This window comes from Pirellulales bacterium (assembly GCA_019694455.1).
Taxonomy (GTDB): Bacteria; Planctomycetota; Planctomycetia; order Pirellulales; family JAEUIK01; genus JAIBBY01.
Window position 1 is genome coordinate 36,093 of sequence record JAIBBY010000013.1, and the last position, 20,876, is coordinate 56,968.

Below are 20,876 nucleotides of genomic sequence, written 5' to 3' on the forward strand. Positions count from 1 at the left end.
AGTCGGAGGAAGGCTGTGGAATGGGGCGCAGCCCACTTCCCCGCGACGGCGCCGCCAGACCGATAGACGTACCAGTTAAGACAGCGGGGCGCTACGGCCATTTTGAATCGCCACCTGATTGACGAGCAACGCTCCATGACCGCTGAAGCCATTATCCGCACCGAGCGTCTCGGCAAGACCTACCCTGATGGCAATGTTACCGCCGTCGCAGAAGTGAGCCTTCGCATCGCGCAGGGCGAGTATGTTGCCATTACTGGACCGAGCGGCAGCGGCAAGTCGACCTTGCTCCATTTGCTGGGGCTACTGGACGAACCGACAACGGGAGAGCTGTTCTTCGAGGGACAGCCTGTTTCCCAAATGCGACGGCTGGATCGCGTACGCGCAACGCGCATTGGCTTTGTCTTTCAAGCGTTTCATTTGATCTCGGCGTTAACGGCGAGCGAAAACGTGCAGACGCCGATGTTCGAGGGTCCGCTGGGGCCGCGCGAACGCGCAGCCAAGGCAGCGCGACTGCTTGAGCAGGTAGGACTGGCAAATCGCGCTCACTATCTGCCGCTACGACTGAGCGCGGGGGAGCGCCAGCGCGTGGCAATTGCCCGCGCGCTGGCCAACGATCCGGTGCTGCTGTTGGCGGATGAGCCAACGGGCAATCTCGATAGCCAGAGCGGCGCCGAGATTCTGGATTTGTTCGCCCGATTTCGCGGCGACGCCGATCGCACTCTGGTCATGATCACACATGACAACCTAGTTGCGGCGCGGGCTGATCGGGAGATCGGCTTACGCGACGGACGGATTGTGTCGGACGAGCCAAATCGCTAGCAACCAATTGGCGTCAGTTGCATGCAACCATGTTCTCGCTGTGCGAATGCGGCGCGGCTGCGGTAAGATATCGGCGGCGCGGAGCGTTCGCGGCCTTGCTTGCCCGCGGATTGGAAGCATCCGCGCGATAAAGAAACGTCGCAGGACGCCTATTATGTCAAAAGGCTACGCCAGTTGGATTAGCATACTCGCTACTGGCGTCATTGTCGTGCTGAGCCTTGCGGTGGTTGCAGACGAGGGGGAGAGGCGAGCCGCCTTGCCCACCGGCATCGATATTCATCCCCGTGCAATGGCGCGGATCAAACCAGGCGTCAAGATTGTTGACGGTGCGCCCGCAGGTTGGTCGCATCTGATTCTGTATGCCACGCCGCGACTGGCTGAGGGAGACGTGGCCAGTGTGCCCGCCTTGGCAGGACGATTGGCTTCGTTGTTGCGGCTAACCGTGCTGGCGGACGTATCGAAACATTCGGCGGAGAACTCCACAACCTACACGCTGCGCAGCGTGGCGACTGGTTTGGCCATCGAAGCCGCGGACGGCAGCGTGATCGTCGCCAGCGATGCGCAGGGGGCGGCGGGACGCAAGCTCGATTTTGTGGAACGGACGACACTTTCGCAGAGCGAGGTATCGCTCGACGCGGCGCGGCAAGTGGCGCGTACGCCGACCATGCTGGTCTTCGATGCGGAAGCGATTATGTGGCTCGACGGCGAGCATCGAAAGGCAATCCAACGACATGCGGTGCTGGTCGAACCGAGCGATGGTCAGGTTGCCACACTGGTTTGGCTATTGGAGCCTGTGCCGCGCGGCGGGTGGCAGTTGCGGGGCGACGCGCTGCAGTGGTTGCCCGACGCCTGCCGTGAGGATCGCGCGTTGCATGTGGACGCGGACGAGTTTTTGTTTGGCATACCAACTCAAGAATCGTTCGCGCTGGTAAAACTGCCGACTGGCAAAGACATAAAGATGTCCGGCGGACTCAAGCGGCTTGCCGCCGCCGCATACGAGTCGAGCGATCAGGTTGTTGAGTTGGAGGACGCACTGCGCGCGGCGGTGGGTTGGCCCTCTGGCGAGCGACCATAGGGCAAGCTGAGTCGCGAAATATGTCGCTCATTTCCACTTGTTTGTTGATGCACTTGGCGCTCACATCGTCATCGCCCACGCTGTTGGCCGAGTTGACGCACCAAGGGGTGAGGCTACACGGGGGAACGGTGGTACGGCTGCCAGAGCCGGCGCTGGCCGACGGTATTGACGCCACTGAACAATCGACAATTGTGAAGCGCGTGGCAGGCAAGTATCCGCTCGATCGATTCCTGCGCGACGCGATTGTGGCCCCGTTCGTGCTGGACGTGAACTCAGTGGAGGACGCCGGGCAGCGGACAGGCCAACGAGTCGATTTTTACTTTGTGGCATATGCCTCGCTCGACGCGCTGCTCGACGAAGCGGCGCTGCGTGATTTGTTCGGCATGAACGAATCGGATTCGAACCTCGCGACCCGACAGACGATACGAGCCCTCACTGCCGAAGAGCTGCGGGCGCGGAATCTGTCGCCCCGCAACCAAGCGGATCTGTTGGAGTCGTACGGCGTGATCGACGTGCCGATTTTGGAGCGCGTGCGTTTATCGGGCATTGGCTTTGGCGCGCGGCGAAATACGGAGGAGTCGATTATCGCGGCTTGGAAGTTGGATGAGCGGTTCGCCAATGACCCGCAATTCGCCAATCAATGGCGGCCAATCGTTCGCGACGCCGTGGGCCGCGACGTGTTGGGACCGCCGCAACCGTATGCGGGCGCCGGGGGCTACCTGAAAATCACGCGCCTGATTGAGCCGGCCGGAGCGCTGTTTGTCGAATGCCACTCGGTCTTCGATGAACCGCACGGTTGGTTCGACGGCAAGAATCTCTTACGATCCAAACTACCGCTGATCGTGCAAGACAACGTGCGCACGCTGCGCCGCAAACTCGCCAACCTCTCGGCCCCGGAATCGAGCGCTCGATGAAAGTTTCCTGGATTGTTGTTCTGCGTACAGGATGCGCCGCGCTGTTCATGCTGGCCGCGACATGCTCCGTAGCAGTTGAACAAAGGACCTGGACGCCGATCGCCAGCATGGCCGCCGCCGAGGCGCATCAGGCAGTTGCGGCAGATGGTCAGTACGTCTACGCGGTCAACAGCACTCATGTCGCTCGCTATGACCGCACCACGGGTCAGCGGATCGGGTTGAGCCAAGGCGCGGCGATTCATTTGAACAGCGCGTTCCTCGATCAAGGATTGTTGTACTGCGCGCATTCCAATCATCCGCAAACGCCGGAGTTGAGCCAGATCGTCGCACTCGATCCGGCCAACATGCAACTATCGACTTTTAAGGATTTTGGCGCCTTTGGCGGCAGCCTCACCTGGGCTGTTCGTAAAGAGGGGCATTGGTGGTGCAACTTCGCGCGTTACGGCAAGGAGAACTGCGAGACGTTTTTGGTTCAATTTGACGCCGATTGGAATGAACGCGGGCGCTGGACCTACCCGATGGAGGTCATTCGCCGGTTGGGACAGCGCAGCGTCTCTGGTGGCATTTGGAATGGCGATACACTGCTCGTCACCGGTCACGACGATCCGGTGTTGTTTCGCTTGCGCGTGCCGCAGAAAGAGAAACTGCTTGAACTGGTTGCAACCGAGCCCGCGCCATTCGCCGGGCAGGGAATCGCCGTCGATCCACAGACGGGCGGATTGGTGGGAATCGATCGCGGTCAGCGGCAGGTGGTGTTTGCTGCAGCGCCGCAGGCGCAAGCCGAGAACACGCCAAGGCAATTGCGCGTGCTGACCTATAACATCCATCACGGTGAAGGCCTGGATCGCAAGCTCGATTTGGAACGCATCGCCAAAGTGATTAGCGCGGCCGATCCTGACCTCGTCGCGCTGCAAGAGGTCGATCGAGAAGTGGGCCGAACTGGTCGTGTGGATCAGCCGGCCGAGCTGGCCCGGCTGACCAATCTACGCGTGGCCTTCGGCGGCAATCTGGCTTTGCAAGGTGGCGACTACGGCAACGCGATCCTTTCTCGATTGCCGATCTTGCGACAAACGAATCATCGCTTGCCCGGTGTGGCTGGCGTCGAGCCACGTGGTGTGCTGGAAGCGGCCATTCAAACGCCACAGGCGGATGAGCCACTCTTGTTCTATTGCACGCATTTTGATCATCAGAGCGACGAAATACGGTTGAAATCGGCGCAGGCAGTTTGTGAACTTGTCGCAAATGTAGCCGACCGGGCAGCCATTTTGGCGGGCGACCTCAACGCGACCCCCAGTAGCGCCGTGCTCAAGCAACTAGGGCTGGAATGGCGCGTAGCCAATGCAGACGTCTTATTCACCAGTCCCGCTTCAAAACCGCGAAGGCAGATCGATTTTGTGCTTTACCGTCCGGGTGGAACTTGGCGGGTGATTGAGACGAAGGTGCTCGACGAAAGCGTGGCCTCGGACCACCGTCCGCTGTTGGCGGTTTTTGAACGGCGCTAGCGAGCGAAATCTCTGAAAAATTTTGCTGGCACTGACATCTCATGTCAGTGGCGACGGCTTAATGTCGACGATAATCGCTTTGACCCAAGCGGCGTTGCTATTGCAGCTCGCGCCGCGCATCGATCGCTGCTTCCGCACGATCGTTTGCTTGAGCGGCCGGGTGGTTTTTGCCACTCGGCCGCTTCCATTTCGAGGTAAATGTCCAGCGACGGGCACCGTCAGAAAAAAACAGGAGCGGCTGCCTCGTTGGGCGAATGCGGCGTGTGCCTGACGGCATCCGTCGCTTTCCCACCGCTCCTGCCAAGGGCGTCGAGAGCCCTCGAAAGGTCCGGCCCCGCCTTTTCTGTAACTTACCTCCGCGCGAGCGCGCCCCCCTGACACCAGATGTCAGGGGGGCGCGAAAAATTCTTCGTGTCAAAAATGTCATGGCATTCTCGACGATCCATTGGGGATCTCGGTTGATGGACGAATGCCATGCACCAGTACGAGCGGTTATTGCGGATTTCGACGTTGCTCGTTCGCGAACCACAATCGACGTTCGAACTAGCCGACGCCTTTCATGTTAGCCAGCGAACGATTTTCCGCGATATTGCGCTGCTACGGCAGATGGGCATGGAGGTTTCGTATGATCCGCTAGATGGCGTTCTGCGGGCAAAAAACCACCAATTTCGCGATCTTTTCGAGGGGCATGGCGAGGCTCTGATCCACTTATTGGTTTGCGCCTACACTTCGCCGTTGTTTCAAACCAGCCGAACCATGTGGGCTGACCTGGAAATGTCCCTGTTGTCGCTTCTGCCCCGAGCCGAGCGCGATTTCTTGCTCGGCCTGCGCGAGTGCGCGCTCGGTGATGCGGCCAATGAATTCAACTTGAGCGTCATCCCGAGTATCCTAAGTGCTGCGGTGGAAGGCACTTCTATCGCAATCCGCTGGAAGGAACCCGGCCGAGGCATTGCCCTGCGGACGTATTTGCGCGACCTGGAGATCGAAAAACGGCATTCTCACTGGGGGGTATCGGCCGAGTCTTCCTTTCACCGTCGCCAGCACTTTTTCGCGTTCGACGATATCCAGCCGATGGACGAACCGATCGCAGCGACTCGTTGCGGATTGCGCCCCTCGCTCGCCAATGGCCCGCCGCACGCGCGACAGGCAAGTTGACAGCAGCGCGTTGACACGGGCGCATCGCCGTGCGAACTTAGCGGCCAGTTGAAAATAGCCCTAGACGGCTCAATTCAACGGGGTCATCACTTTGTGAGTTGACGCGCCTCTCTCCGCCTTCGTGTTCCGCGGTGCGTGCTAGTGAGCTTGATCTTGTAATCAGTGTCCGCCGCCTCCAGTACAGCGTGGAAGTTTTCCACCTGAGCGCGGTCATTGTCTTCGCGGGCAGCTCACTGTCATTTTGTCCCTCACTTCCGCGGATTTACCATGCGCTCCATTCTGCTATCGCTTGTTGGTTTGATTTTAATCTCTCTGCTGTGGGCAGGTCGTCGCGCCGAAGCCGGCGTGATCCTTTCGTTGCCGAATATCGTGGCTGGACCAGACGAACTGGCCGATCCCTTGTACTTGGATGTGGGCCTTGAGGTCGTGGGGCAAGTCCCGGACTTGGCGTCGTACAACGTCGGCTTGAAGGTCGCCCCCTCGCCCGGCGTACAACTCACCGGCGCGATCGAGGCGCCCAATGCGGTGTTTTCAGGGAAGACACCATTGGTTTTCGAGGCCGGCGAAGGGCTGCTGATCTTCGACATTCTCGATGTCGGCGATCAAGCGCCAATCTCCAGCGGAATGAACCTAACGCGCGTGCGATTGCAGGTTGATTCGTTGTCGACGCGCGGCGTCTTTCAATTCTCGTTCACGCCGGACGAGACGATGTTGGTGACCCGCGACGGCACGGAGATTCCGATCGATGGGCTGGTTGGCGGCAGCGTCACTATTGTCCCAGAGCCCGCGACCGCGGTGACCTTGGGCATGGGGGGCGCCTTGCTGTTGGCGATGGCCTCGGCCTGCCGGACGCGAAGCATCTCGCGACCGCACTAGCCGATATCCACGATGCACTGGGCGACATTCGATGCCAGGCCCTGCGCGTCGACCGTGCTGGCGGTCACGAGACCGGTCGATCCGGTCGGAATACTGGTTACGAACGCGAACTCGCCATTGGAATTGGTGGTTGTCGAGCCTTGTACCAAGCCGCCAAAGGTCACGGTTAATCCGCTTGGTGATTCATCTTGGACAAAGCCGGTAAATCGCCAGTCGGTGGGGCTTAGCTGCAGGCCTTGCAGTTGAAATACCAGTGGCTGGTCGTTGTTGGTGCCCGCGGGCTGACCGGCCGGCAAGCTGTTGAACTGGCGATTCTGCACCAGCACAGCGTCGTTGCCGAGAATGACGCCGCTACCGTTGACATCGAGTAACGGCGAATAACCAGGACTGTTGGTGTTGAGGAACTGCGCGTTCTGCACAACGACCGCGTCGTTGCCGAGCACCATACCCGAACGGTTGACATCGCCGGGCAGCACATTGAACGCGAACTGAAAATCACCGCCCGCGACACCATTGCCGCTGGTGGTGCTGACGTTGTTGGTCCATTCGCCGTCGAGCGCATTGCCTGCGGTGTCGCGCACCGGGTCGTAGCCATCTCCCGCCAGGTCGATCAACAAACGGTCTTTGGCGATCGCCGACGACAACGTCCAGGTGGCGGTGTAAGTCGCCGCGTCATAGGAGAAATTGGCGAAGCTGTATTGCGACACATTCACCCCGGTGAGCGATAGATCGTACTGGTCGATCACCACATCGCGGTCAAAGCGGATTTTGACCTGATTGATGTTGGTCCAGGGCTGCTCGTCGGTTTGCGCGGCCGAACCCGTGGGAATCTGGTAGCCACCGGAGCCCAGGCCGGCCGATTGCAAATACGATGTGAACCCACTCGACCAGGAGGTGCTGGAAAGCAGCACGCCAACCACCTGGGGCGCATTGGTGGCCGCATATCGCTCTTCCAGTTGTTGAAACGAAAAATGACGTGGCCGGCGCATGAATAGTCCCTCTGTGAATGCCCTCAATGATCGGGGTGCGAGGGCTGCTGGATCCACGATGACCACAATGCGCCGCTCACCAAGGACAATGTCGAGCAGAGCGGCCAAGAATTGACAGCATGTGTGTCAATCGAAACGAACGTGCCGATCGTTCGGACTCAACGTGGCTGTTCGCTCAAGAAGCTAATGCCTGGCCAGATGATGGACGGCGAATGGGTCAATCAAAGTCGCCATTCGCCAGCCTTGCGAACTTGGCTTCGCCGTCGCGCTGGCTTTCAATACCGCCGCATGCGTCAGTATTGGCGTGAGATGCGCGTTGGATTCCAAGGGTGGCGCTGGCATTCCTAGCTCAATAGCGCGGGCGAGCAAGCGCGCCGATCGGTCCAGGTGATCCTCCGCCCAGCCCGCGTAAATCAACAATGTGGCGCCGTGCCAATAGACTTCCGCTGAGTCTGGACACAGAGCGATCGCGCGATCCAGATCGTCGATTTCAGTTTGAGACACGGGATCGGCGTCGCGCACGTATCGGCGGATCGCCAAGCGTACGCGATTCACATAGGCCGCGGCGAGTCGCGGATCGAGTTGAATTGCTCGTTCCAGCGATTGCTCTGCCTCGTCGTATTGGTTCACCGCGATCTGTTCGTAGCCGAGATTGTTGTAAACCACGGCTGTGTCAAATCCGCTCGCAATCGCCTTCTGGTAGAAATCGATCGCCGTCTCATGCTGCGCCAACTTGCCTTTGCAGTAGGCCTCGCAGGCGAGCGGGAAGCCACCTGTCATAAGCTGCCGCGCTGAATAAAAGTCGAGCGCCGCCAGCGAGAAGTCACCCAGACCTTGAAACGCATGCCCTCTCGCCAAGAGCGTATCCGCCGAACGAGGATCATCGTCCAGCACCCGGGAGAAGCAGCGAATCGCCTCTCGAAACTCGCCGGCGCGATAAGCGGCCGTTCCGCGCACGAACTGACGTTCGGCGAACGATGGACGCAAAGCCAACAACAATGCAACGAGTGTGACAGCGCACACCGCCAGGGCAGCGAAACCGCCATAGCGCCATTTGTGGGCGATCACGCGGCGGCGCAGGCGCTGCGGCGGCGCCAAATACCGCCGGAGTGCCGCCGCAACCTCCGCGGCCGACGCAAATCGCGCCGCGGGATCTAGTTCCAAGCACTTGGCGACGATCTCCATCAATCCGCGATCGGTGGCACGGCGCAGCCGCTCCAATGCGGAGGTTCGTCCTTGAATCTGCTGCGACAACTGCGCGGCGACCGCATCGGCGTCGACCGTCGCGGCTTCGCAGGAGAATGGCAAGTCTCCGGTAAGCAGTTCATACAACACAACGCCCAGCGCGAAGATGTCGCAACTTGGGCCAATGCTCGCCGCTCCGCGCGACCCACGCTCGGCGAATGCTTGAAGTTGTTCGGGCGACATGTACGGCAATGTGCCGCCAAGGGGCAGGTCTACGTGGTCGGTCTGATGCGCCAAGTTGAAATCGAGCAGCATCGGCACGCCATCGCTCGTCAACAGCACATTCGAGGGCTTGAGGTCGAGATGCAGCACCCCCTGCGCATGGGCATGGCCCAATCCTTCGGCCATCGCGGCGCCGAGGAGCGCAATTCGCTCGTGAAATTCATAAGAACCGCCAATCGATCGAAGCCCCAGCAACCGTTGAATCGACGCGCTGTCTTCCGCGGGGGCGCCCAATGCATGGTCGGCCACTGCGTCGATCACATCGCAGAGCGTCAACCGTCCCAGAAACGGCATGCAAATGAGCGACAGCCCATGCTCGACATCGGCATACACCGCATGCACTGGCACAATGTTGGGATGCGCGAGGGCGCCGAGGATCTTCGCCTCCTGCTCCGCCCCGGTGGTCAGCTTGACCACCACTTGCCGGTCGCCCAGTCGATTTTCGCGGGCGAGAAACACGCGTCCGAAGCGCCCTCGCCCCAATTCCTCCAGCAACTCAAACCCGTGAAACTCTTGACCGGGCGCAACGCCATGCCAGATTTCCGCCGCTGTGTCATGCGCGGCGCTATGCAGGTACGAGTGAACTTGCAGTAATCGCCGCAGCGACGCGCGGACACTGGGAAACCGCGCACAAAACTCCGCCGGATCGACGCGATTGCCGGCGTCGATCAGGTCGCAGTATTCGTCATAGGCCCGATCGAGCGCCTCCGATTTCCGGCGCAGCGATCTCGACACCTGAGTATCGAACTCGGCCTGCGTGTCAGAAGCGACGATGGCCATGGCGCGACAGTGGGTACTTGAAACGGTGTGATCAAACAAAGACAGGCGAAATTCAATCGGCGCTGCCGATCGGCTGCAGCCATAACATTTTATCGATTGCGCGGCGCACCGTGCGCGAACTCACTCCGAGTTGCTCGCCAATTTCCTCGTAGGAGGCGCCCTGATATTTCATCTGCAACATGGCTTGATATTGCGGCGGATGGCTCGACAGCAATTGCGTCCATCGCTCGCGGGCAATAGCGAAGTCGCTGGGCGTGGGCTGACGCCGCACGGCGCGGGCGATGACCAGGTCTTCCGCCGAATCGATGCGCACCTCATTTTTCGCCGCTTGTTTTTGGTACACATGTCGGCGGCGGAAGGCGTCGATCACGCGCCGTTTGGCGATGGTGGTGAGGAACGAAATGAAGTTCTCCGGCGATTGAAAACTTTCCAGACGCGGGGCCGCCTCGAAGAACGACGCCCAAACGGCTTGCACGAAATCGCCAGAATCGAACGCCACGCGCATTTCGCGGGTCATTGTGCGGCGCACGACGCGCAAAATGTGATGCCCGTAAAGCTCGACAATGGTCCAGCCCGCTTCCTGCGAACCGGCGCGGACTTGCTCCAGGAGTTCGCGGAACTCGTCGTGTTCAATGAATTCGGCGGCGGGCGACGGTGTCGGCATGATTGCTCATTAGGCTAGCGGAAGGGCGCAGCGGAAACTAAGGTTCCAGCGGGTCCGAATCGGTGCGGTTGCAGAAGGCGCGATGAATGTCAGCGTCAATTTGATAGTCGACGGCCTGAACCGAGCCGTCGCACAAGGCGAAGTTGCACGTGGCCGGATGCGCGCTGCCGAACGCCTGAGGTTTTCGCAACGCCAACGTGTCTTGCAGCGGAGGTTCGAATCCAAAGCGATTCGTGTCGACGCAAAACCCGTTGTACATGCTTTCGTCGTCGCCGGGATCGGCGCCGGTGAAGTACTCGTCTGGCGGCAAGTACTTCTCGCCGAGCAGGTAAGTCGTCGACGCGCCATCGGCGACGTGGTTCAGGCTGTATTGGCTGCGCACGCAAAACAACCCCGTGATGGCGCGCGTGTTGGGCCAGTGGAAAGCGCTGTCTCCCTCCTCAAGCGTCAGCGGGCCATCAATCGCCGACGGATACACGTCGCCGCCATTGCCCGCATAGTCGGCTCGGGCGACTTCGAACACCGGGTCGGTTCCACGGGGTTGGCGCAAGTGGGCGCGTCTTTCGGTGGTGGGCCACGTTTCTGCGGAGCGTCGCGAGGGGCAGTTCAACAGACCGTGCGGCGTGGCCAATCGCTTGGCGCTAAGCTGGCATTGCTCGCCGGCATTCGCGCCACGCCCCAGGTCGTGCAGGTCTTGCGCTTCGATATCGGGTAGCAGGTTGTAGACCCAGCCGCCGGGTTGGCGCTGGTCAAACCCTCGCTCGGGCATGCCCGGCCACGCCATTCCCCACCCGCCGGTGGGAAAATGCCCTTGTCGCTGGTGATGGTTAAGCATTCCGAGCGCCAACTGCCTGAGATGGTTGCGACACTCTGTTAATCGGGCCGATTCGCGCGCCGCCTGAACCGCTGGCAACAGCAATGCGATCAAAACGCCGATGATAGCAAGCACCACCAGCAATTCGATCAACGAAAATCCACGGTTACGGAATGCCATCGCACCGAGATTTTAAGACGTCCGCAGCGCCGGGGGAAACAGCATCCGGCGCAAATTCGCAGAGAATTCGGCCTTTTCTATTTCCGCACTGACGATCTTGTCGCAGTTGTCGCACAAATCATTACCCGCAGCTTAAGCGATGAGGTCGTGAATTACCTCGCCACGAACGTCGGTCAAGCGGTAGTCGCGACCCTGAAAGCGATAGGTTAGCCGGGTGTGATCGAGTCCGAGCAGATGGAGCATCGTCGCTTGCAGGTCGTGCGGATGGACCGGATTCTCCACCGGCGCCCAACCCAGTTCATCGGTCGCGCCATACGTGATTCCGCGTCGCAAACCGCCCCCGGCCATGAACATGCTGTTCGAGTACGGATGATGATCGCGGCCCAGCAGCTTGCCGTCTTTGGTGCGTCCCTCGCGAAATGGAGTGCGTCCAAACTCGCCAGTCCATACCACCAACGTCTCGTCCAATAGCCCGCGCTGCTTGAGGTCTAGGATCAACGCGGCGACGGCTTGCTCCATCGATTTACAGCGTTCAATGAGACCGGCTTCAATTTCCTGCTCTCGATTGGTGCCATGGAAGTCCCAGCCCCAATCGAACAGTTGCACGAAGCGAACGCCGCGCTCGACAAGTCGCCGCGCTAGCAGGCAATTGTTGGCGAAGCTGGCCGCGCCCGGCTGCGCGCCGTACGCCGCGAGCACCTGAGCCGATTCTTGAGCGATGTCCATTGTTTCGGGCACGACCGACTGCATGCGAAACGCCAACTCATATTGCGCGATGCGCGTGGCGGTTTCGGGGTGCCCCGTCTCTTCTGCGGCGATGGTGTTGAGATCGCGCAGCGTATCGAGACTCGCGCGGCGGAGCGCGCGATCCATGCCGGGCGGATCGGAAAGATACAACACGGGATCGCCGCCGGTGCGGCATTGCACGCCTTGATGCACCGATGGCAGAAAGCCGCTTCCCCAGGCAGCCTTACCGGCGCTGGGCAGCGAATTGCCGGAGACAAAGACGATGTAACCCGGCAGGTCGCGACTTTCGGAACCAAGTCCGTAGGTGACCCACGAACCGATCGACGCGCGGTTTTGCGCGCGAGGGAAGCCGGTGTAGAAGAGCAACTCGGCCGGACCATGATTGAATTGTTCGGTCCACACCGAACGGACAATCGTCAATTCATCCACGACACTGGCCAGCCGAGGCAATGCTTGCGACAGCCACGCGCCGCTATCGCCATGCTGCGCAAACTTCTGCCGCGTGCCCAAGAGTTTTGGAGTGCCGCTGGTGAACGCGAACTGTTTGCCTTTGGTGAGCGACTCGGGGCAATCCTGGCCGTCGCGTTTGACCAGTTCGGGCTTGTAGTCGAAGAGATCCAGATGCGGCGGGCCGCCCGACATGGACAAGAAGATGACGCTCTTGGCGCGGGCCGGAAAATGTCCCGGCTTGGGAAGAAAGGGATTGTTATCGTGCGCCGCGGACGGCGAGGCCGCTGGCGCTGGCACACCGTCCATCAAGGCGAGCGCCACGCTCCCTAGACCCAGCGCCGAGTCGCGCAAAAAGTGGCGCCGGGTTCGATGCAGCAACACGTTTTCCGCAGACGCTAGTTCCATCGCATTACGGCTTGGTTAAGGTCTCGTCGAGATTCAACACCACATTCGACACCACGGTCCACGACGCCGCCTCCGCTGGGGCAATCTCGGCAGGCAGTGGCCCTAATGGATCGGTCGCTAGCGCATTTGCCTTGGCGGGTTCGTTGGCGAGTTGAGTATGCGATCGCTCGTAAAGCGCGACCAGTTGCGCGGCCTCTTGGGGAGTCGCCGGGCGGCCAACCGCCAGGGCAAAAGCGCGGCGAGCACGGGCCGCAGGGACATCAGCCTCGGCCATCACGCGGCGCGCCAGCGCTTGCGCGCATTCAACAAATACCGGGTCATTGAGCGTGACGAGCGCTTGCAGTGGGGTATTGGTGGGAATCCGCCGCAGGGAGCACACGTTGCGCTCCGGCGCGTCGAAGGCCACCATCGACGGATACGGCAGGTTGCGCCGCCACCGAGTGTAAATGGCGCGGCGGTGGCGCTCGTCGCCCGCGCTGGTTTGCCAATCGGTGCTGGCGCCGAAGGCAGCCGCCAATCCAAGCGATGGCTGCGGCGGCTGGACCGGTGGTCCGTACATTTTGGCGCTGAGCAAGCCACTTGCGGCAAGCGCTTGATCGCGAATCATCTCGGCGGAGAGGCGCACGCGCGGACCGCGCGACAGCAGTCGATTGTGCGGGTCGCGCTGGATCGCATCATGGTTTGCTCGCGAAGACTGGCGATAGGTCGCGGAGGTGACCAGCAGCTTGAGCATCTGCTTGGTGTCCCAGCCGCTCTCGCGATACTCCACAGCCAGCCAATCCAGCAAGTCGGGGTGCGACGGCGGATCGCCTTGCGTGCCAAACTCCTCGGCGGTTTCCACCAGCCCGATGCCAAACAACTCTTGCCAGAGTCGATTCACGGCCACGCGAGAGGTGAGCGGATTTTCGGCGTCGACTATCCAGCGGGCTAGGCCCAACCGGTCGAGCTTGACGCCGGAGGGCGCGGGATGGAGGGCGGCGGGTACGCCTGGCACGACCGGCTCACCGGGACTTTGAAACTCTCCGCGGATGTAAACAAAGGTGTCGCGGGGAGTGCCGTCGCGCAGGATCGGCACGGTGGTGCTGATTGGCGCCAACTCGGCCTGGCGCGATTTCAATCGCTGATCGAGCGCTTTCCACTCGCTAGAAAGAGCGCGATGGAAGTCGCGCAGTTGATCTTGCTGCTTTTGGTCGCGCTTTTCCGCGGGCATGGCGAACAACGCGACAATTTCGGGGGGGAGCGTCGCCGGCTGGATCGTTTCTTCCCATTCGGCTTGTTTGGCGTCGCGCTGGCCGGTCGCTTCGTCCCACAGGGCCTGCGCCGCAGCCACTTCCGCCTTCAATCGCGCATAGTCGGCCTCGCGACCGACATGGGCCAGTTCCATCACGGGATCGTCGGTCTTGAAGTCGTCGGTTTGGTTGAAGATCGAAAAAATCTGGTAATATTCGCGCTGCGTGAAGGGATCGTACTTGTGCGAATGGCATTGGGCACAAGCAAAAGTTGTTCCCATCCAAACAGCGAAGGTGGTGTTCACGCGATCGACGACGGCGGCGTGGCGGAACTCCTCGGGATTAACTCCCCCTTCGGTATTAACCTGCGTGTTGCGATGAAAGCCGGTGGCCAATATTTGTTGGGGCGTGGCATCTGGCAGCAGGTCGCCCGCCAATTGGGCAATGGTGAAGTCGTCGTACGGCATGTTTTCGTTCAAGGCGCCAATGACCCAATCGCGCCAGCGCCAGATCGTGCGCGGTCCGTCGGGCGCGTATCCCTGCGAATCGGCGTAGCGCGCCAAATCGAGCCACACCGCCGCCCAGCGCTCGCCGAAGGCAGGGCTTGCGAGCAAACGATCGACCTGCTCGGCATAGGCTGCTGGGCGGGTATCGTTGACGAAGGTCTCGGTCTCCTCTGGCGATGGCGGCAAGCCGGTCAGATCGAGCGACAAGCGTCGGAGCAGCGTCGCCCGATCGGCGGGGGGCGATGGCGCTAGTCCATCGCGTTCCAATCTGGCAAGCACTAATTGGTCGATTGGGTTACCCGGCCATTGGGTGTCGCGCACCACCGGTAGTGGTGGTCGCTCTGGTTTGACGTAGGCCCAGTGCTTGGTGAACGGCGCGCCGCTGGCGATCCAGGCGCGCAAAGTTTCGATCTCGGCCGCCGTGAGCCGCTTGCCAAGATCGGCGGGGGGCATGACCAGCGATGTATCGCTCGCCGACACACGGGCCAAAAGCTCGCTTTCGTCCGGCTTGCCGGGCACAATCGCGCGTTGCCCGCTTTCCAGCTCGAGCGTGGCGCTGGCGGCGGTATCGAGTCGCAGCCCAGCCTGGCGAGTGGTTTCGTCCTGACCGTGGCACTGTAGGCAGTTCCGCGCCAGGATGGGGCGCACATCGCGCACAAAATCGACTGAGTCGGCGCCTACGGCCCCAGCGCGCGGCGCGACGAGTACGACTAGCGTCAACATCGCCATGGCGCGAATATTCATCGTCGCAGTCACGATTCGTATCTGTCGGACCGAAACCGTCAGGATACTCGGCTGACAACCTCAGTAACAAGCATTCGCGCGTATCGGCCGTATGCGCAATGGCCGCAAGTGCCGACGCCCACGCAACAAAAAAGCACTGGTTCAAGAACCTTGAGATTCTTGAACCAGTGCCAGAGATTCCAGCGAAGCAGTAAGCGGCGCTAGGCGGAGCGGCGCTTCATACGGCGTACCAAGGGCAATGCCGCAAACAGGCCGACGCCGAGCAGTACGATCGATCCCGGCTCGGGGACCAAAATGCCGGTGAAGACCACAGTGCCGCCAAACACAGCGTTGATGCCGGCGCCGAGGGTGGTGTCGCCTACGCTAAAGAGCGGCACCGTCACATTGAGCGGCAGCGTGAGGGTGACTGGTTGAGCGCCCGGCGGGCCATTGCCAAGCGCGATCGAGCCGAGCGACCCGTTGGGCAACGTAACCGTGGCCGCGTTTGTCAAAAAGTTAATCGAGTCACTGCCAATGAAGTTCAGGTAGCCCGACGAGCTGTAGCTGAAATTGCCGCCGCTGAGCGTCAGGTCGAGTCCACTGAAATCATATGTGCCCGTGCCAACTCCCGCGGCGACGGGCAGGTAGCTGTCGCCATCGGCAATGGTGATATGTGGGGCCACCAATCCGAGGGTGACGCTGCCGCCGCCGACAAACGGAATGTTGGGACCATTGAGGGTCTGCACAATGTCGATAAACGTGAATCCGCCGCCGAGGCTGGTGAGTTGCCCTGGCGTGCCGGGTTGCGGGCCGCTGGTGAGCAAGTCGCCCAAGAAGCCAAGGGTTGCGGGCGGAACCGCGTTGATCGCCGGCGCCGCGCCCTGAGGTGTGGCGTTTACCGCCGGAGTGCTCAGATCGTAGTGACCGAGCAAAGGAATGTCCGCAAAGAAAGTCAGCTTCGCGGTGAAGTTGCTTTGAGCGGAGTCGACTCCCAGCGCCATGCGGGCGGCTTGAGTCGGTTGCGCGAGCGCAAGCAGCGCAATCGCGGATAGAGCAACGGTCGCGCAGCGACCTGCAAGAGCATTCAACTTGTTCGTCATCACTGGCATCTCTCCCTTCTGTGCGTGAACCGCGATCGCATGTCGATCGCGGCAAAATTTGGTTGACTGACCCCTCGACCGCTTCCAGTCGAGTCTGGCAGTGACCTGTTCACGTGCAGACGGAGAGTTGCGTGACCGAAACGAATTGCCCAAGCAGGAACTGTGCAATCAACAAGATCGCAGGCGCCATGACCGAACCGCTATGTCACAGCAACTCATCGTTGCGCGAACTGCGGGGGGTGAGGTCAATGCCCGAGCAATAGTTGCCGGACCGAGCCGATGAAGAAGCGAATGGATCAGGACAGGCGGTCAGGTCGCCAACAGTACGACCTATCCATTCGAATTTCGGCTCTCAACTCACCGTCATTAGCGTTACCAGGGCCTGTCGGGCGCCCCCGCAAATTGGGGGGCACTGGTAACAGAGTAAATCGGTCGTTCCAGAATGCAAGCACTTTTTTGATAAAATCCACAAATCGAACTTGCAGGGCATTTTTGCGGTGATTTCAAGCGGTTTTGTGGGTGATTCACGCGACCAAAATGGCAAAACCAGTTCGCCAAACTGGGTGCTATTCATTCGGCACTTTACTGCATCGCAGTTGTTACGATGAAGTAATGTCTTGTCGGAACAGATGGTTCACTGTGATCGCGTATTGCGCTATGGCCGCCTCCGCGCGCGCGGCGACCGTGGTCGCCACCGGTGATTCGCAATCAGCGGCCTATGGCGACCGCTTGCAGGCGATGTTGACTCGGTTAGGTGTCGATGCCTCGGCATTGAAGTTAGCCAGCGGCGGCGCGACGAGCAAAGTATACGCAGGCGTCGATGTTGATCTTGCGACGACTCCACCGCGGGCACACGACTTTGCCACCGACGCGATTGAACTGCAGGCCGATTTGGTGTTGTTCATGCTCGGGACGAACGACGCTTTGCAATCGGACGATTGGTTTCCGCAATATCAAACTTTGATCTCCGGAGCTTTTGATCGCCTGGACGCAGCGGGAGTGCGAGTGGTGATTGGTTCCAACTTGCCGATCCTGCCTTACGATGGTTATCCGCGCTACGCCGTAGGGGACGAACGGCTGCGCACGCTCTACCATCCGTGGCTTCAGGCGCAGGCGGCGCAGCGCGGCTATGTCTATCTGGACAACTACTCGGCCATTCAGCAACAGGCTAATTGGCAATCTTGGTATAGCGACAATGGCCAAACGCCGGGATATGTGCATCTGTATTGGCGAGCGCCTGATGGGAGTCGGCCGGGCTACGATTGGCTAGCCGAGCGAATGGCGCGCGGCGTTGCACAGGCTTATGTAGGCGATGCCAATCTGGATGGCGTCGTCGATGGCGCCGACTACACCGCGTGGGCCGACCACTTACAGCAGGCGGGCAAGTTTCGCGATGGCGACTTCAATTGCGACGGCATCGTCGACGGCGCCGACTATACTTTGTGGGCAGATCACTTCAACTCGGCGGCGGCCGGCGCGCTGCCTGTGCCTGAGCCGAGCTGTGGCGTGCTGGGCACGCTGGCCGCGCTGCTGATCGCGGCGCGTTTTCGAGCAAAGCGACGTCAGCCAGCAAGCGCGCGCTAGCACGCCGCGCGCCATCGTACTCGCCTGGACTTTGGCGCCGAGCATTGGCTACTCTGGGCCGCCCCCGGCGGCTTCGCCGCCGAGGCCCAGACCGACTGATGGAGGGCCAAGACCATGCAAGGACGCTGGTTCCACAGAATCGCCGCCGCGGCGGCGCTATTTACGCTGACGTGCATTGGTGGCAGCGATTGCCGAGCGCAAGGCGCCTCGCAGCGCGCCGCGGCGCACAACGCGCCGCGCGCTTATCCTGGGCGGCGAGCAACCTTTGAGCGGCCAGCGACGGTCGAGCAGCGGCCATCCGCTCTGATGCGAGTTTCCGCAGGCTGGAAGGACGCTTTGGAAGGGGCCTCGGCGCTACTGCGTCCTGGCAATGGCGGGGGGCAAACCGCACTGGAATTTTGGGCGACCGAGCGTGAAGGACTTGGCCCCGCAGATGGGACGAAAGGTCCACTCGCCGCGCCGGCGGACCTATCGACCCAGCGCGACGCGTTGGGGCGAAAGTTCAGCGTGGCGCATTGGAACGGCGGCGACGAAGGACTGGCCGAATTACGCCGAATTCCACGCTTGCGATGGCTCGAATTGGGACTGACCAACGTCACCGACGTCGGACTGGAGCAACTTGCCGGGCTGAACGAACTGGAAGTCCTCAAACTCCAGCAAACGCGAATCGGCGACGCCGGCCTGCTGTCGCTGCTCAAGTTGCCTGGTCTCACGGCGCTAACGCTGCACGACACTCGGGTAACGGCCGAAGGCATGAACGCGCTGGCGCGACTATCCGATTTGCGATATCTGAACGTGTCTTGGACCACGATCGGAAACGAGGGGCTGGCAAGGCTCTCCGCGCTGCCGCATCTTGAGGTGCTGCACGCCAGCGACGCCGGCCTGACTGACGAAGGACTTGCAGCCTTGTCGTCACTGCGCGAGTTACAGAATCTGCGACTTGGTTACAACGCGATCAGCGATGCCGGCCTTGGGGCGCTTGCCTCACTGAAGGAACTGAACGAGTTGCAAATCGAGCAGACCGATCTGAGCGATGCCGGCATGGCGCAACTGGCTCGTTTGCCGAGGTTGGCGGGCCTCAAGATCTCCGATACGCAAGTGACCGATGCTGGCGTCGAAATCCTCTGCCGCATGCCGCTGCTCGATCGGCTAGACCTGACGAATTTGCGTGTGACCGATGCCGGAGCGGCCCGATTGGCGACCTGTCGACGGCTGGCATGGCTGGTGCTCGATGGCACCGATGTGACGGATGAAAGCATGGAATATCTAGCCCGTGCGCCACAACTCATGGCATTGAGTCTGCGCGGCACAAGAATTAGCGACGCAGGCGTGCGACAAATCGCGCGGATGCCAAGGTTGTCGCGGTTGTCGCTCAAGGAAACCGAGATCACCGACGCCGCGCTCGGCGAACTGGCAAATGTTCGCCACCTGGCGGTGCTTGATCTACGCGGCACGCATACCACACCCGAGGCAGTCGGGCGGTTGGCGTCGGCCCGGCCTGAAATGGAGATTATGCGGTGAAGACGACTTCGCGAATGCGATCGATTGCGGCGCCTGTGTTTTGCTGGCTCTGCGCGGCGGCCGTTGGTTGGCCAGCGCCAGCAGTGGCGGATGATTGGACTCAATTTCGCGGACCGGATGGGCAAGGACATTCCGCCGGGCCGCAAGCGCCGGTGCAGTGGAGCGAATCGCAAAACATTGCCTGGCGGGCCGAAATTGCCGGTCTCGGCTGGTCGTCGCCCGTGGTCTCGCGCGGGATGGTGTGGATCACTACGGCGATTGAAGACGAGGGTTCGTTGCGGGCGATCGCGCTCGATGCGCGAAACGGCGAACTTTTGCGCGACGTGGAGGTGTTTCACAAGCCCGACCTGGGGCGGATCAACGCCAAGAACAGCCATGCCTCGCCGACGCCGGTGATCGACGGCGATCAGGTGTACGTTCATTTTGGGGCGCAAGGCACGGCGTGCCTCAACCGGTCGGGCGAAGTGGTTTGGCGCACGCAACTCAACTACGACCAGCATCACGGTCCCGGCGGATCGCCGATCGTGTGGCGCGATTTGCTGATTCTGAATTGCGACGGACTCGATACACAGGCCGTAGTGGCGCTAGACAAGCGCACCGGTCGCGAGGTGTGGCGTTCACCGCGACAAGGCAAGAACGCTTATTCCACGCCCCTTGCGGTGCGCTGGGAGGCAGGCGAGCAGATCATCTCCAGCGGTGGCGACGGTGTTTTTGCCTATGACCCTCGGACGGGCGCTGAACTGTGGCGCTGCCGATACGAGGGACATTCGGTCATCCCGCGTCCCGTATTCGCCGATGGCCTGGTCCATATCTGTTCGGGCTACTGGAATCCAACATTGTATTCCATCCGCATCGACGGCGCTGGCGACGTGACCGACACACACGTGGCGAGCACCTTTCGGCGCGGCGTGCCCTTCACGCCTTCGCCGCTGCTATTCGACGACATGCTTTTGCTGGTGAGCGACCGCGGCATTGCCACCTGCATTCAGGCGAAAACTGGCCGCGAGGTGTGGCGACATCGCCTGATGGGGGAATACTCGGCATCGCCGATCCAAGTTGCTGGACGGATTTATCTGTTGAACGAAGAGGGAACAACGACGGTGCTGGCCGCTGGCCCCAAGTATCAAGAACTCGCTGTCAGCGACTTGGAAGGACGTTCGTTGGCTTCCCCAGCGGTGGCGGAGGGGGCCATTTATCTACGCACCGATCAGGCGGTGTACTGCATCCGCGACGCGCAGGCCGCGGGGCCCAACGTGGCGCAGCAGCAACGTTCCGCGCGGCAAGAATCGGGCGTGCGCCGTGTTCAGGCGCTGGCGCCAGTCGGTCAGCGACGAGTTCCCGCCACCAAGCGCTAGTTTAGCTGGCGACCAATTCCC

General features: G+C 61.0%; 16 protein-coding genes. 9 read left to right on the top strand and 7 right to left on the bottom strand.

Annotation, left to right across the window (positions count from 1 at the left end; translation table 11 throughout):
- Nucleotides 1-135 precede the first annotated feature (135 nt).
- From K1X71_07375 to K1X71_07400, 6 genes are all read left to right on the top strand, one after another.
- Nucleotides 136-819 carry an ABC transporter ATP-binding protein gene (locus tag K1X71_07375; protein ID MBX7072954.1) on the top strand — a complete coding sequence of 228 codons (684 nt, stop codon included), beginning with the start codon at nucleotides 136-138 and terminating at the stop codon, nucleotides 817-819.
- A 154-nt stretch (nucleotides 820-973) separates the two neighbouring features.
- Nucleotides 974-1,894 carry a hypothetical protein gene (locus K1X71_07380; GenBank protein ID MBX7072955.1) on the top strand — a complete coding sequence of 307 codons (921 nt, stop codon included), beginning with the start codon at nucleotides 974-976 and terminating at the stop codon, nucleotides 1,892-1,894.
- 20 nt (nucleotides 1,895-1,914) lie between these two features.
- Nucleotides 1,915-2,808, top strand: a complete 894-nt coding sequence (locus K1X71_07385; protein ID MBX7072956.1) for a hypothetical protein — start codon at nucleotides 1,915-1,917, stop codon at nucleotides 2,806-2,808.
- A gap of 518 nt (nucleotides 2,809-3,326) precedes the next feature.
- A complete protein-coding gene (locus tag K1X71_07390; GenBank protein ID MBX7072957.1) occupies nucleotides 3,327-4,310 on the top strand; it encodes an endonuclease/exonuclease/phosphatase family protein in 984 nt (327 codons plus the stop codon).
- A gap of 474 nt (nucleotides 4,311-4,784) precedes the next feature.
- Nucleotides 4,785-5,465: an HTH domain-containing protein gene (locus K1X71_07395; GenBank protein ID MBX7072958.1), complete on the top strand. Its 681-nt coding sequence runs from the start codon at nucleotides 4,785-4,787 to the stop codon at nucleotides 5,463-5,465.
- A gap of 267 nt (nucleotides 5,466-5,732) precedes the next feature.
- Nucleotides 5,733-6,341, top strand: coding sequence for a hypothetical protein (locus K1X71_07400; protein MBX7072959.1), 609 nt, complete (start codon nucleotides 5,733-5,735; stop codon nucleotides 6,339-6,341).
- Here K1X71_07400 and K1X71_07405 read toward each other — a convergent pair.
- The 7 genes from K1X71_07405 to K1X71_07435 form a co-directional block, all read right to left on the bottom strand.
- The gene (locus K1X71_07405; protein ID MBX7072960.1) at nucleotides 6,338-7,330 is read right to left on the bottom strand and encodes a hypothetical protein; all 993 of its coding nucleotides are present in this window, start codon (nucleotides 7,328-7,330) and stop codon (nucleotides 6,338-6,340) included. The genes K1X71_07400 and K1X71_07405 overlap by 4 nt on opposite strands.
- A 183-nt stretch (nucleotides 7,331-7,513) precedes the next feature.
- On the bottom strand, nucleotides 7,514-9,577 hold the full coding sequence (locus K1X71_07410) for a protein kinase (GenBank protein MBX7072961.1): 2,064 nt from the start codon (nucleotides 9,575-9,577) through the stop codon (nucleotides 7,514-7,516).
- Between the two features lie 52 nt (nucleotides 9,578-9,629).
- Nucleotides 9,630-10,241, bottom strand: coding sequence for a sigma-70 family RNA polymerase sigma factor (locus K1X71_07415; protein MBX7072962.1), 612 nt, complete (start codon nucleotides 10,239-10,241; stop codon nucleotides 9,630-9,632).
- 37 nt (nucleotides 10,242-10,278) lie between these two features.
- Entirely contained in the window at nucleotides 10,279-11,208 is a 930-nt protein-coding gene (locus K1X71_07420) for a DUF1559 domain-containing protein (GenBank protein MBX7072963.1), read from the bottom strand.
- Between the two features lie 159 nt (nucleotides 11,209-11,367).
- On the bottom strand, nucleotides 11,368-12,837 hold the full coding sequence (locus K1X71_07425) for a DUF1501 domain-containing protein (GenBank protein ID MBX7072964.1): 1,470 nt from the start codon (nucleotides 12,835-12,837) through the stop codon (nucleotides 11,368-11,370).
- Nucleotides 12,838-12,841: 4 nt separating this feature from the next.
- Entirely contained in the window at nucleotides 12,842-15,301 is a 2,460-nt protein-coding gene (locus K1X71_07430; GenBank protein ID MBX7072965.1) for a PSD1 and planctomycete cytochrome C domain-containing protein, read from the bottom strand.
- A gap of 215 nt (nucleotides 15,302-15,516) precedes the next feature.
- Entirely contained in the window at nucleotides 15,517-16,296 is a 780-nt protein-coding gene (locus K1X71_07435) for a PEP-CTERM sorting domain-containing protein (GenBank protein MBX7072966.1), read from the bottom strand.
- 756 nt (nucleotides 16,297-17,052) lie between these two features.
- On the opposite strand from K1X71_07435, the gene K1X71_07440 reads away from it, so the two are divergent.
- The 3 genes from K1X71_07440 (at nucleotide 17,053) to K1X71_07450 (ending at nucleotide 20,855) form a co-directional block, all read left to right on the top strand.
- Nucleotides 17,053-17,979, top strand: a complete 927-nt coding sequence (locus K1X71_07440; GenBank protein ID MBX7072967.1) for a hypothetical protein — start codon at nucleotides 17,053-17,055, stop codon at nucleotides 17,977-17,979.
- A 114-nt stretch (nucleotides 17,980-18,093) separates the two neighbouring features.
- Nucleotides 18,094-19,500: a hypothetical protein gene (locus tag K1X71_07445; GenBank protein ID MBX7072968.1), complete on the top strand. Its 1,407-nt coding sequence runs from the start codon at nucleotides 18,094-18,096 to the stop codon at nucleotides 19,498-19,500.
- A gap of 14 nt (nucleotides 19,501-19,514) precedes the next feature.
- Nucleotides 19,515-20,855: a PQQ-binding-like beta-propeller repeat protein gene (locus K1X71_07450; GenBank protein MBX7072969.1), complete on the top strand. Its 1,341-nt coding sequence runs from the start codon at nucleotides 19,515-19,517 to the stop codon at nucleotides 20,853-20,855.
- The last annotated feature ends 21 nt before the right edge of the window (nucleotides 20,856-20,876 follow it).

Excerpts from the sequence above, each read along its gene's own strand:
- K1X71_07375 (MBX7072954.1), top strand. The coding sequence starts at position 136 with ATGACCGCTGAAGCCATTATCCGCACCGAGCGTCTCGGCAAGACCTAC.
- K1X71_07380 (MBX7072955.1), top strand. The coding sequence starts at position 974 with ATGTCAAAAGGCTACGCCAGTTGGATTAGCATACTCGCTACTGGCGTC.
- K1X71_07385 (MBX7072956.1), top strand. The coding sequence starts at position 1,915 with ATGTCGCTCATTTCCACTTGTTTGTTGATGCACTTGGCGCTCACATCG.
- K1X71_07390 (MBX7072957.1), top strand. The coding sequence starts at position 3,327 with ATGGAGGTCATTCGCCGGTTGGGACAGCGCAGCGTCTCTGGTGGCATT.
- K1X71_07395 (MBX7072958.1), top strand. The coding sequence starts at position 4,785 with ATGCACCAGTACGAGCGGTTATTGCGGATTTCGACGTTGCTCGTTCGC.
- K1X71_07400 (MBX7072959.1), top strand. The coding sequence starts at position 5,733 with ATGCGCTCCATTCTGCTATCGCTTGTTGGTTTGATTTTAATCTCTCTG.
- K1X71_07405 (MBX7072960.1), bottom strand. The coding sequence starts at position 7,330 with ATGCGCCGGCCACGTCATTTTTCGTTTCAACAACTGGAAGAGCGATAT.
- K1X71_07410 (MBX7072961.1), bottom strand. The coding sequence starts at position 9,577 with ATGGCCATCGTCGCTTCTGACACGCAGGCCGAGTTCGATACTCAGGTG.
- K1X71_07415 (MBX7072962.1), bottom strand. The coding sequence starts at position 10,241 with ATGCCGACACCGTCGCCCGCCGCCGAATTCATTGAACACGACGAGTTC.
- K1X71_07425 (MBX7072964.1), bottom strand. The coding sequence starts at position 12,837 with ATGGAACTAGCGTCTGCGGAAAACGTGTTGCTGCATCGAACCCGGCGC.
- K1X71_07430 (MBX7072965.1), bottom strand. The coding sequence starts at position 15,301 with ATGGCGATGTTGACGCTAGTCGTACTCGTCGCGCCGCGCGCTGGGGCC.
- K1X71_07435 (MBX7072966.1), bottom strand. The coding sequence starts at position 16,296 with ATGGCGCTGGGAGTCGACTCCGCTCAAAGCAACTTCACCGCGAAGCTG.
- K1X71_07440 (MBX7072967.1), top strand. The coding sequence starts at position 17,053 with ATGGCCGCCTCCGCGCGCGCGGCGACCGTGGTCGCCACCGGTGATTCG.
- K1X71_07445 (MBX7072968.1), top strand. The coding sequence starts at position 18,094 with ATGCAAGGACGCTGGTTCCACAGAATCGCCGCCGCGGCGGCGCTATTT.
- K1X71_07450 (MBX7072969.1), top strand. The coding sequence starts at position 19,515 with ATGCGATCGATTGCGGCGCCTGTGTTTTGCTGGCTCTGCGCGGCGGCC.